The following is a 12,045-nucleotide window of genomic DNA, read 5'->3' as shown; positions in this document are numbered from 1 at the left end:
GCAAGCAAGCCAGGCAAGGCTCGGCGCAAGAAGCCGGCGTCGCATCAATATCCCCCCGAATGCGCCATCAACATCACAGCGCTCGCCATAGCCATCAGGCCCAACATCGGCCGCCAGATAAAGGCAAGCCATTCGCCGTAACTCACTTTCGCTGCAGCAAGGCAGGCCATGAGCACCGCCGACGTCGGAATCACCAAATTGGTCAGCCCGTCACCCAATTGGAACGCCAGCACCGCAGTCTGTCGACTGACTCCGGAGAGATCGGCCAGCGGCGCCATGATCGGCATCGTTATGCTGGCCTGCCCTGAACCCGAGGCGACGAAGAAATTGAATACGCTCTGCACCAGATACATCGCCAGCGCGGTGAGCCAGTCCGGCACGGCAGCGGTCAAACTGCCAAGCCCATTGAGCAGCGAGTTGAGAAGGGACCAGCTGGCAGGATCGTCCCCGCCCAGGATCAGCATGATGCCCTTGGCGGCGCCGACGATCACCGCCGCGGGCAGCAATTGTGCCGCGCCATCGCGAAAGGCCTCCATCATTTCCGAAACCGAACAGCCTGCGATCCGGCCGATGCGGGCAATTGCAACCGTGACTATGCCGACGGCAAAGAACTGCGCAGCGATCTCGGCGAGGTAGTAGCCTCTCATTGTCACGCCCCAGGCCACCCAGACCACCCCGCCGATCAGCACGAGCAGGACCAATCCATGAGCGCGGGTGAAGGCCGTGGCCGAAACTTCCGCCGCATTTTCTGCCGTCGCCTGGAGCTTGCCGCGCAATCCCGTCCGCACGGCGCGCGCATAGCGCCAGGTGAAAACCGCAGCTGCGACGGTGAAAGCGGCCCATACCGCAGCTCGCAAGCCCAGACCCGACATAGGCGGCAGTCCGGCGATGCTTTGGGCGATGATGACGCTGAAAGGGTTCATCCAGCTCGTCGCGAAACCGATCTGGCTCGCGCCGTAACAGACCAGCATGGCGGTTATAGCGTCATAGCCCGCCCGGTTGAGCGCCGGGGCTAGCACCAGCGTTAGCGCGATTGCCTCCTCCGAAAGGCCGAACACCGCCCCTGCCAAGGAGAAGGCCACGAACAGCACAATGACCAGCCTTTCGTTTTCGGCTCGGCCGCCCGGAAGCGAAGCCTGCACGGCGGCATCGACCGCGCCCGTGCGCATTATCATCCCGAACACGCCGCCAAGCACGACGATGAAGGCCATCAGGCCCACCGTGGCCGAATATCGGTCTCCCGTAACCAGCCCGGCGAACAGGAAATCCAGGAAACCGGTCCGATCTTCATTGCCCAGCAGCGGTGCAGGCATGATCCCGCTTGCCGGCTGGTAGCTTCCGGGAACTATCCGGGCTGGATCGCCGGCCACGCTGAACTGCCCGGGCGTGAACACGAAGGTTGCCGCCCATGCCACCAGCGCCAGGACGAACAGGATCGCCAGCGTGTCCGGCATTCGCCAGGCGCGCGTATCGCGAACGGTCTCAGCCCTATCCTGATCGGATACTGGGTTTTCAGCCATCATGCTCTCCTGCCCGAAACGTTCCGGAGCCCGCATTTGAAGTGCGAGCTCCGGAGTGTGCGCATCAACATGCCGCGCTAGAAGCGCTTCGTCACGCGCAGCGTCGCATAGCGCCCGATCAGGTCATGATTGAACAGATCGACATTGGCCGATGAGCCGAGCACGCGCGGCGGATCTTCATCGAGCAGGTTCCTGACCGAGAGCTGGATGAAGCTGTCCTCGGCAAAGTCATAGCTCACACTCAGATCGAAGGTCAGGTAATCGTCGACCTCGTAATCGGCGTCCAGCGGCAGGCCCAGTGCTTGCAGCGTGCGGTTCGAAGGATCGTCACGATACCCGCTCTTGTAATGCCCGGACAGCGTTGCCCGCCATGCATCCTTGCGCCACCGCAGCTTGCCGCTGGCGATAAAGTCCGGATAGAGATAGTCGCCGGCCAATTGCTCCAGCGGGCTCGCCTCCGATGCCTTTCTCTTGAAATTGAGAATATGCGTCGCATCGAAGGTGAAGGTGAAATCGCCCGCACTTCCGCCGCCAAGGCGATGGGTATAGGCAAAGTCGATCCCGTCGGTTTTCTGGAAACCCAGGTTGGTAATCTGGAAATGCGCATCGGTGACGAAGCCGTTGGTCACTTCCAGCCCCGGTGTGCCGGTAGGCAATGCACCGCTGCCGACTACCGAGAATTCTCCGGCAAGCGCCCGCCGGATGAAGTCGTCCTCGTCGATGCCGACCAGATCTTCATGGCGGATGTTCCAGTAGTCGAGCCGCAGCTCGATGTCGGAATTGGGCGAGATGACCGCGCCGCCGCCAAAGCTGCGGGCGTTCTCGGCACCGAGGTTGGGATTGCCGACGTCTTCCGAAAGCAAGGACTCACCATCCTCGGTCGGATCGCCCGCACAAGCGCCAGGGGTGGCTTCGCAATCGACGCGATAGGAGCTGAGCAGCACACCCGCCCCGCTTTGCGCCAGCGACGGTGCACGGAACGATGTCGAATAATTGGCACGCAAGGCCAGCCATTCGACCGGTTCCCAGCGGGCCGCGATCTTCGGATTGAAATCGCTGCCGAAGGCCTGGAAGTCATCAAATCGTCCGGCCAGCTGGACATCCAGCGTGTCGGCAAGCGGCACATAGAGCTCACCGTAGAGCGACCAGCTGTTGCGCTTGGCGAAGGCGCTGGTCGAGGAGAAGCCAAGGATCGGCTCCGGATTGTCGAGGGTGGCCACAGCCACGCCTGCCGGGGTATCGCGCAGGGTTTCGCGCCGGAATTCGCCGCCGAAAGCCGCCTTCAACGGTCCAGCGGGCATTTCGAGGAGCGTGCCGTTGACGCTGGCGTCGAAGGAATAAAGCCGCGAACGGCCTTTACGCTCAGCCTCGGTTGCCAGCAGTTCCGCCACGCCGTCCGTCTGCGTGGTTTGCCCACCGAACGGATTGTACCACAGCGTGGTCTTGCCGACATCTTCGCAGGTGTCGCCGATGAAATCGGCGTCCGACCGTCCAAGGTCCACGTCCCAGCGCTCAACCCGTGTGCCGTCAGTGCAGATATTGCCGAGGTTGAGGTCGTAGAAGTTCTGCGAGACGATCAGGCCCGACAAGCCGCGCTGCGTCCGGTCGTTGCCACCAAACATGAATGCGGCGTCGAACTTCCAGTCGCCGGAAAGATCTCCCTTCAGCCCCGATGTGATGCGATAGCTGTCGGACTCGACCTCCACGGCTCGCGGCTCAGGAAACTTGCCCCAGGCGTAAATCGGGAAGCCGAAGAAGTCGCTGAAGTCTGTCGCGCCTTCGAATGAGCCTTCCTCGACAATGTCCTCGATCAGGGCCGCGGGCCAGAACGGGTTCTCCGGGTCAATCGGCGCACGCGAGAAGTTGGCCGGCGAGCTGACACCGCGCGATTCCACGCGGCTGTAGAGCACATCATTATACCAGGTCAGCTTGTCGGAAATCTCGAACTGGTGCGTGAACAGGCCGCCGATCGTTTCGAGCCTGTCCTGTGCAGAAACGAAGGCATTGGTGTTCACCTCACAGAACTCGCCGAGATTCCCGGAACCGAAATCCTCTGCTGCGCATCCACCATCGGCCGGCTCTTCGGTCTGGTCGAAGAACTGGAAGAACAGGTCATTGAAGCTTGGGTAAAAGCCTTGCTGGCTGGGTCGGAAGCTCTCGCGGCTGATTGCCCGGTCGCGCAGGAAGAACGGATTGCGCTTGAAATAGTCGACCACCAGCATCACCGAGTTGCGATCGCCCAATCGGGCCCCGGCGACGGCGGTGATATTGTAGCGGCCTTCGTCTGTCCCGGCGGTAGAATTGCCATAACTGGCGCTCAGCTCAAGCCCCTGGAAATCGTTGCGCAGCACGTAATTGACTACCCCCGCAACAGCGTCAGCGCCATAGATCGCCGATGCGCCGGAAGGCAGCACTTCGACCCGCTCGACGGCTGCAAGCGGGATCGAGCTGGCGTCGATGAAGCTCTCTTGCCCGCGGGCGAAGGCGCTGATCTGCGCCCGGCGACCATTGATCAGGGTAAGCGTAGCTGAGGCGCCAAGGCCCCGGAGCGACACCGCAGATGCGCCCACCGGCGTGTCGGACGATAGCGGCCCAGCAGTCGCAGTGGAAAAGGTCGCGCCGCCACCGGTGGCGACCGGCAGGTCCTGCAGTACCTCGATGATCGTGCCCGCGCCCGATCTCGACGATATCCTGGCGCGTTACCGCGATCGTCTGGACCGGACCGTCGCTCGGCAGTCCTTGTATGCGGCTGCCGGTTACGACGATCGCGGATGGCTCATCCGATGAATCGTCGGATGGTGCAGTGGAGACCTGCGCAAGAACGGGTGTGGCTACCCCTGCAAGCAGCAGGGCGGCAGCGCGCGACGCGCTGCGTGAAAATTTCAAATGTGAACGCATTGTATGATCCCTCAAACCTTCATTGGCGACAGAAGCGTCGCATGGCGAACGGTCGGGGAAGGGCCCGGATTTTCGGGACGAGCAAGTTCTGATGCTGAGAAGAATGCCCCTTGTCCGCGCCTATCCCGCGCGGTCAGGGATCACTCGTTGAACCAGTCAGTGAGGTGAAACTCGACCGACCGGCGCACGGTCACAAGACCGCGAAGAGGGCAGAAAAAATTTCTCTCCATGGTTTAATGATGCCATGTTTGGACTCGCGACGCAACTTTCGGGCGACCGGATTGGTTTCAATGAAATATTTCAGGCGTCAGAAATTCGCTCGGCCTGCCGTTGGAGATTTGAGATCGAGCCCGGAGAACTTCGGACTAGCTCCTTTTCAGACACACCATAGTTTCAGTTAGGCGACCTCTCACAAATCGCCAGCTCCTCTGTAGAGCCAGACCAAGTCCGACCCACTTTTCGCTTCAATTGGAGCAACTGGTCGAAGACAGGCTTTCATGCCGAACGTCCGCCATTGGGTCGAATAGCGGAGAGGCTGCTTCTATGCGTTCCGCTTGGGTTCATCCCATTTGAGATCTATCAGAGCTCTGAGTGATACTTTGGGAGAGGTAAAATGAGCAGGATGATCTGGACGGGACTGGCGGTGTCGTTCTTTGCAGCAGGCGCGGTTCATGCAGCCAGTGCAGACTATTTCCTGAAAATCCCGCCGATTAGAGGCGAGAGTGAAGCAATGACGCCAGGCATCGAGCCCGACGAGATCGATAGCAAAGTAGCGGCCCCCGCAACACCACGACAGGGTGACGTAACGCTAAAGCGTGGAGTGACTGCTCCAGCCCAGCGCGGCAATGTCGAAACCACATTCAAGGTCGAAAAGGGAGAAAAGGCAGCAGACAAGGATCATAAGGGCTGGATCGAACTGCTGTCGCTGACTGAAGCATCCGCCGGGCAGGCCACCGGGCGGAGAACCTATGAGCCGATCACCATTCGCAAGCGCATCGACAAGTCTAGCCCTGACCGGCAGAAGCCTGAAGGGCCCGATGATCTTGCCGCCCCGGGCGGTGGGCCAGTCGCCATCGGATTGCTGCTTCCCGCTGTTCAGAAAGTGCGCGAGGCTGCCGCTCGCACCGAAGCATGGCCAGGTTGTACACCGGGCCAGAGATTACCCGGGGTTGAGATCATGGAGGCTTCCACCGGGCGCAAGGGACGCATTCTCGATGCCACGGTAAGCAAATGCGCATCGGAACAGGTGAGCTTCAACTTTACCAAGATCGAGTGGGATTAGGCCCGTCGCGGCGGAAAGCTCCACGGCAGAAATTGGGTCGTTAGCGGAACGTCCGTTTCGCCCGATGGCCGCGCAAAAAGCGGCCATTCCGCAAACGGCCCATAAGCCGACCTTGCCGTCTCATTTCGATTATTGTGAAAGCGGACGGTCGGCCTCGTGTATGAATTGATACAAAATTTGCTACAAAACGAAAACTTGATCACAAATAAAATATTGAAAATAATATTAAAAATATCGAAGGGGTTAATTCCCTCCCTCTCCGCCACATTCCACCAGCCCCGCAGGACCAGGCTAGAAAAGGTCAATCCGCTGCAGCGAGGAGCAGCGCGCCGGTGATGCCGGCATCGTCGCCTAGGCCCGGCAGCACAATTTGATGCTTCGACTGGCCAGGAAAATAGCCGGCGTTTAACTCTGACGCCTGCTTCTTCACCAGATCGAGCAGCCCGCCGGTTTTCAGCACTCCGCCGCCCAGTACGATGACCTCTGCGGCTGACATTGCAACAAGCGAGTGGCACAGTTGCGCGAGGTATCTGGCGATGATTTCGTGCGCTTCATGTTCTGCTGGTAGGTCCGATAAAGATGCGCTCCAGCGGGCCTTGATGGCCGGGCCGCTCGCCAATCCTTCCAGGCAATCCCCATGGCGCGGGCAGATGCCGGCAAACTCCCGATCGGACGGGTGACGGCGGGGAAAGATATGACCCATTTCAGGATGCGCTGCTCCATGGACCGGCCGTCCATCGATAACCAGGCCACCGCCAATGCCGGTCCCGACGGTTACATAGGCGAGCGAAGAAGCACCTTTGCCAGCGCCAAAATAGTACTCGGCCATCGCCGCGCCGTTTACGTCGGTGTCAAAGCCAACCGGAACATTCAGCCTATCGGCAAAATAGCCGGCAATATCGCAACCTTCCCAACTGGCCTTGGGCGTATCGGTGATGCAGCCCCAGCGTGGGTTCGATCTGTCCAGCTCGATTGGGCCGAAGCTGGCAATCCCCAAGCCGCCCAGCTTGCCGTGCTGCGAGAACCAATCGCCCGCTTCGACCAGTGTCGTTTCTGGAGAGCGCGTGGGGATCGTGTGCCGGGCAATAACTTCGGTCGGCGAATGCCCGACGGCCAGCACGAATTTGGTGCCACCGGCTTCGATCCCGGCTAGCAGCGGCTTGTCCTGAGTATTCATGCCAGGGCGCACTCAGCCAGCGCACACCGGTCACCATCGATTTCGAGCTTCAGAAGCGGCGCGGGTGCACCGCCGAATAGCCGGTTCGCTTGCGCCCTGTCGTTCGGGAGGGGCTTCCCCTTCAGTCCGGGAAAGTCGACGAAGCTGGAGACGACAAGCTCGCGCGATACGAACCAGCTGTAGCTCTGGAGCGGTTCGCTGGCGGGATTGGCAAGGACCAGACCCGATCCATTGAGCGGTCGATAGTCGCCGAACAGCGTGTCGGCGACCATTCCGTATAGCCCATTGGGCGCATGGTTCAGCCCCGGCACAAATGTCGAGCTTTGGGTGACCCAGAATACGTAATAGCGATCTTCGTGAAACACGAGATGCGCACGTTCCAGCTCGTTGTTCACACCATCGGCATGGATCAAGGGCGGCAAGAGCTGCCATCTATCGGCAGCCCTGCGCGCGATGCCAACGGCCCCATTATGGTCGCTCTTGCTCGCGGCAAGCGATGCGGTGAAAATCAGATACTCCTGGCTGTCGGCAGGATCACGGAAATAGGCGGGATCCCGGAAGGCCTTGATCTTGCCCGCCTCCCCTTCATGCGCGTCGGCAAGCATGTAGTCCGGCGATGAACCATTCAATGACAGCTGCGGCATCGTCCATGAATGTGGCAGGCCATCGGAACCAATAATCGCATGCGCTTCGACAAGACGCTGCTGATACCCGCCAGGGCGCTCGTTCGTCCCTGCGGCAGTGAAGTAAAGCGTTACCCTCTCACCATCCGTGACCGCAGTGCCGGCCCATTCCCGTTCGTAATCCACCGCAAATTCGGGCAGCACATCGCCGCGATCCACCCAGCCATTCCGACTGCGCTCCAGCAAGCGGATTTTCGCTTCGAAATGGCGCAGCGCGGGATCACCCCGATCGGGCGCTGACAAGGCCATCCACAGCTCCCGCCCCTTGGTCGAGGCAATAAAGCCATCTTGGTCCTGGATTGGCCACATGTCCCAGTAGACGCGGCCAGCATCCAGCCCGGACCGATCGACGCCTTCAATCGTTGGAATACGCGAAACCTGCGAAGCATCGATCTGGCGTACACAATCTGCGGTCCAGGCAGTCGTCATGGCGACATCCTAGTCAATAAGTTGGAAAAGATAAGGGCCGGCCGGCAGGGAGTGACTGGCCGGCCCTTTGTCCCCTGCATCAGAAGTCGAAACGGACCGAAGCAGAAACCGTGCGGCCGTTGATGGCACGCGCGCGGATGTAATTGTCCACTCCCGCCGTGATCAAACCTTCCTCGGCCTCGGTGATGCCCTTGGCGTTCAGCAGGTTGTTCGCATTGAGCGACAATTCGATGTTGTCGACCGGGCGGAAGTTCACGAAAGCATTGACCTGGGTATAGGCCGGGAAGACCAGCTCGTTGCTGTCCTGCGCATAGGCCTTGGTGGTGCCGACCAGGTTCAGGCCGACCCGCGCCACGTCGAAGTCGAGCGAAGGCGTGATCTGGTAGACGAAATCGGCCTGGCGGCGGGGCGTATTGCCTTCGTTTGCCGGCGTGATGTTGTCCTTCGAGATTTCCGCGTCGGTCCAGGTCGCACCGGCGCGCAGGTCGAAGATGCCGCGGCGATAGGCCGCCTCGAGCTCGATCCCCTTGGCGGTGTAGGTCCGGTCGAAGAACCGCTGCGTGGTGGCCTCGAAGTTCTGCTCCTGCGTCTCGGCATAGAAGCCGGTCACGAACAGGCCGAGCCCTCCGCTGCGATACTTTACGCCGACTTCATATTGATCGACGTAATCGATCGCGTCAGCCTTGCGGACAGAACCATCGGCTTGGACCACGCCGAACAGCAGCCGGTCGGCATTGGCGCGGCCGCCACGGCTGGCACGCGCAAATACTGCCGCATCGTCGTTCAGCTGGTAATTCGCACCGATCGACCACGACCAATAACTGACATCGTAATTGATGGGGCTTGGGTTGGCGTTGTTGATGAGCGAAACGCTTTGCTCGACCGCCTGAATTGAGCCGTCGCCATCAACGTCGAAATCGGTGGCCTGGAGCGTGCCGGCATAGCTGCCGCGTGCCGAGACATTGTCGTAGCGCAGGCTGGCATCGAAGGTCAGCGCGTCGAATTCAAGACCCACCGCAACATAGGGGGCATCGATGTCATAGGTGGCATCATAGCTGCGCTGGCAGCAATTCCCCCAGAAGGGTACGCCATAGGCATAGAGTCCGTTGCGGGTGAGCGTGGCGCCGGTACCAGTATCGACAACGTCGACCAGGGCGGCATTGCTGCCATTCACTTCAAGCAGGAAGCTGTCCCACACCCAGTCCATGTCGATGTTCTGGCGCGCCTTGTAGAAGCCGGCAGTAAGGGTGGCGTTGCCCAGTTCCTTTGACAGCTTGATGTCATTGCTGAAGCCGCCGAAATCGTTGATTTCGGTGTTGAACAAGTGCGTCCGCATCAGCAGGCCATTGGCATTGTTGAACGCCTGTCCGGCGTTGGGGCCATTGGCGTAGACGAGGTTGTAGCTACCTGCGGTTCCGGTGAGCAGTTCACCCACCGAATTGCCGATTGCGCCTGCCGCGCCCACTTCCGACGGGAAGGGCGAGACGAAGCGGCCCGAAACATCCGACCAGCGAAAGCGTTCTTCCAGGGTCAGGCCATCGGCCACTTCGAACACGGCTTCGAGGCCAATCGAGGTGACGAGCGGATGCATCCCGTCCTTGATGTCGGTGGTGCGGCCGTTGTTGTTGCCATCAAGGCCGAAGACGTTGGTGAAGAGCGCGCTGTGCGGCGTGTCCTTCAGGATGTTGAAGTTGGTGAAGGAACGATATTTCGGATCCGAGTTGGATCCCGTCACCAGCATCGGCATCGGCAGGTACCCGATGGCGCGGTCATTGAGGTGCTTGGCGTAGAGCCGGACATAACCGCTCTCGAATTCCTGTGTCAGGTTGGCCTTGATCTGATAGCCGCTGTTGCCATTATATCCGGCATCGCGCGGGCCTTCGCCCTCGCGCCAGAAGCCGCCGATATTGAAGCGGGTGTTCTCGCCAATTGACGCGCCATAGTTGAAGTCGAGGCGGTAATCCTCATAGTCGACACCCAGGGTGCCGATGATCGTACCACCTTCCTGGCTGCCGTCCTTCGAGATGAAGTTGATCACGCCACCGGGCGAATTCGACGCCAGAGTGGAAGCGGAGCCGCCGCGCACTGCCTGGATCGACTGCACCGTTTGGTCCGCGCGCAGGAAAATATCGGCGTTGCCGAAGGCGATGTCGCCGAATTGCAGCACGGGCAAGCCGTCTTCCTGGAGTTGCAGGAACTTTGCGCCGCCCGAAGCGACCGGCAAACCGCGTACCGCGATATTGGCGTTGCCATCGCCACCGGTTGATTCAGAGCGAATGCCCGGGATCTGGCGGAAGATTTCCGCGGTCGTGCGCGGTGCGGCATCAGCAATCGCTTCGGCGCCGAGCGCACTGACCGAGATCGACGATTGCAGCTTGTTGGCCGGACGCGGCGATGCGGTGACGATGATTTCGTCAAAGCCGAGCGCGTCATTTTCAGCGGCGGTGTCGTTATCGGCCTGTGCCGCATCTTGGGCCAGCGCCGGGGTTGAAAGGGCGCTCAGCGCGACGCCGAAAGCCAAAACGTGACGGAACTTCATGACAAACACTCTCCTCCATGCCTCGCGCCATACTGCACGATCCGCACTAATGCATAGATCGACTGCAAACGATTGCAACTATAAAATGCAAACGATTGCAAATGTGGGTATTCTGTGTCACGAAATGATCACAAGGCCGGAGGAAATCCGGCGATGAGAGGATGGCTGGATATGCAAATTGCGGGAAAACCGAGGCTTTCTCTGCTGCGAATCGTCGAGATGAATGTCGGCTTCTTCGGGCTTCAATTCAGCTTCGGGTTGCAACAGGCCAATATGGGCCCGATTTATGGCTTCCTCGGTGCCGACGAGGCAACCATGCCGCTTTTGTGGCTGGCTGGCCCGATGACCGGCCTTATCATCCAGCCGATCGTGGGCGCGATGAGCGATCGCACCCATTCGCGGCTGGGGCGGCGAACGCCCTATTTCCTGATCGGTGCGATCATCTGCTCCATCTGCCTGTTCCTCATGCCCTATTCGAGTGCATTGTGGATGGCGGCTTCGCTGCTCTGGATACTCGATGCCGGCAACAACATTACGATGGAACCCTATCGTGCCTATGTCGCCGATCGTCTTGTAGCGGACCAGCGATCAACGGGCTTCCTGACGCAGAGCGCCTTTACCGGCCTCGCGCAGACGCTGTCGTACCTTGCACCGACCTTGCTCACTTCGTTCGTCGCGCGCGATGTGCTTGATGACAACGGGATCCCGGTGATCGTGCGTATCGCCTTCATCATCGGTGCAATCCTTTCCATCTCGACCATCGTGTGGTCAGTCTGGCGGGTGCCCGAATTACCGATGAGCGACGAAGAAAGGGCCGCGCTCGAGCGCAAGCCGCTCACCGCCCGCGCGACCCTATCCGAGATTGCCGACGCAATCCGCGAGATGCCGCGGCCGATGCGCCAGCTGGCGTTGGCGATGCTGTGCCAATGGTATGCCATGTTCGCTTATTGGCAGTATGTCACATTCGCAGTGGGTCGCGCGCTTTATTACACAAGCGACGCCTCAAGCGCGGCGTTCCGGGAGGCCACCCTAACCACGCAGCAAGCCGGGGCACTCTACAACTTCATCGCTTTCCTTGGCGCGCTTGCGCTGATCCCGATCGTCGCCCGCTTCGGCGCGCGCATGGTTCACGCCGCTTGCCTGACCGCCTCTGGCGCGGCGATGCTGATGCTGCCCGGTGTCGAAACCGCCGCGGGACTGTTTGCTCTGATGCTGGGCATCGGGATTGGCTGGGCCGGGATGATGGGTAACACCTATGTGATGCTGGCAGATCTCGATTCCGGCGGAACGTAACGGAATCTATATGGGCATTTTCAACATGTTCATTGTGATCCCGATGCTGATCCAGACGCTGACCATGCCGCTGATATACAATCCGCTGCTTGGCGGCGATCCACGCAATGTACTGGTACTGGGCGGGGTACTGATGCTGGTGGGGGCCGTCGCCACCTTGTTTGTTGACGCCGGACATCGGGTTCCGCGTGAACAAAAGCCGATAACGGGTTAAAGGAGCGCGG

General features: G+C 60.2%; 7 protein-coding genes and 1 pseudogene. 3 read left to right on the top strand and 5 right to left on the bottom strand.

What is annotated here, in order from left to right:
• Positions 1-44: 44 nt before the first annotated feature.
• Positions 45-1,523: a putative basic amino acid antiporter YfcC gene (gene yfcC / locus G6N82_RS05270; protein ID WP_241255203.1), complete on the bottom strand. Its 1,479-nt coding sequence runs from the start codon at positions 1,521-1,523 to the stop codon at positions 45-47.
• A gap of 74 nt (positions 1,524-1,597) precedes the next feature.
• Positions 1,598-4,162 carry a TonB-dependent receptor gene (locus G6N82_RS05265; RefSeq protein ID WP_241255246.1) on the bottom strand — a complete coding sequence of 855 codons (2,565 nt, stop codon included), beginning with the start codon at positions 4,160-4,162 and terminating at the stop codon, positions 1,598-1,600.
• On the opposite strand from G6N82_RS05265, the gene G6N82_RS14950 reads away from it, so the two are divergent.
• Positions 4,095-4,307: a hypothetical protein gene (locus tag G6N82_RS14950; RefSeq protein WP_241255202.1), complete on the top strand. Its 213-nt coding sequence runs from the start codon at positions 4,095-4,097 to the stop codon at positions 4,305-4,307. The genes G6N82_RS05265 and G6N82_RS14950 overlap by 68 nt on opposite strands.
• A gap of 724 nt (positions 4,308-5,031) precedes the next feature.
• On the top strand, positions 5,032-5,700 hold the full coding sequence (locus G6N82_RS14850) for a hypothetical protein (RefSeq protein ID WP_206520299.1): 669 nt from the start codon (positions 5,032-5,034) through the stop codon (positions 5,698-5,700).
• Between the two features lie 301 nt (positions 5,701-6,001).
• Here the strand turns inward: G6N82_RS14850 and G6N82_RS05255 are convergent, their stop codons facing one another.
• The 3 genes from G6N82_RS05255 to G6N82_RS05245 form a co-directional block, all read right to left on the bottom strand.
• Complete coding sequence (locus G6N82_RS05255; protein ID WP_165194444.1) at positions 6,002-6,877, bottom strand: ROK family protein; 876 nt, start codon at positions 6,875-6,877, stop codon at positions 6,002-6,004.
• Positions 6,874-7,989 carry a glycoside hydrolase family 68 protein gene (locus G6N82_RS05250; RefSeq protein WP_165194442.1) on the bottom strand — a complete coding sequence of 372 codons (1,116 nt, stop codon included), beginning with the start codon at positions 7,987-7,989 and terminating at the stop codon, positions 6,874-6,876. The genes G6N82_RS05255 and G6N82_RS05250 overlap by 4 nt, the downstream gene beginning before the upstream one ends.
• A 79-nt stretch (positions 7,990-8,068) precedes the next feature.
• Complete coding sequence (locus tag G6N82_RS05245) at positions 8,069-10,528, bottom strand: TonB-dependent receptor (protein WP_165194439.1); 2,460 nt, start codon at positions 10,526-10,528, stop codon at positions 8,069-8,071.
• Between the two features lie 171 nt (positions 10,529-10,699).
• Here G6N82_RS05245 and G6N82_RS05240 point away from each other — a divergent pair.
• Positions 10,700-12,035: pseudogene (locus G6N82_RS05240) on the top strand (MFS transporter).
• The last annotated feature ends 10 nt before the right edge of the window (positions 12,036-12,045 follow it).

The sequence above is a fragment of the Altererythrobacter sp. BO-6 genome, from assembly GCF_011047315.1.
In the GTDB taxonomy this organism is placed as follows: domain Bacteria; phylum Pseudomonadota; class Alphaproteobacteria; order Sphingomonadales; family Sphingomonadaceae; genus Erythrobacter.
Note: the sequence above shows the minus strand (reverse complement) of the source record. Positions and strands in the feature narration are given on the sequence as shown.

Bases quoted from the DNA above. Each gene is read 5' to 3' on its own strand.
- G6N82_RS05245 (WP_165194439.1), bottom strand. From the start codon at position 10,528: ATGAAGTTCCGTCACGTTTTGGCTTTCGGCGTCGCGCTGAGCGCCCTT.
- G6N82_RS14850 (WP_206520299.1), top strand. From the start codon at position 5,032: ATGAGCAGGATGATCTGGACGGGACTGGCGGTGTCGTTCTTTGCAGCA.
- G6N82_RS05255 (WP_165194444.1), bottom strand. From the start codon at position 6,877: ATGAATACTCAGGACAAGCCGCTGCTAGCCGGGATCGAAGCCGGTGGC.
- G6N82_RS05250 (WP_165194442.1), bottom strand. From the start codon at position 7,989: ATGACGACTGCCTGGACCGCAGATTGTGTACGCCAGATCGATGCTTCG.
- yfcC (WP_241255203.1), bottom strand. From the start codon at position 1,523: ATGATGGCTGAAAACCCAGTATCCGATCAGGATAGGGCTGAGACCGTT.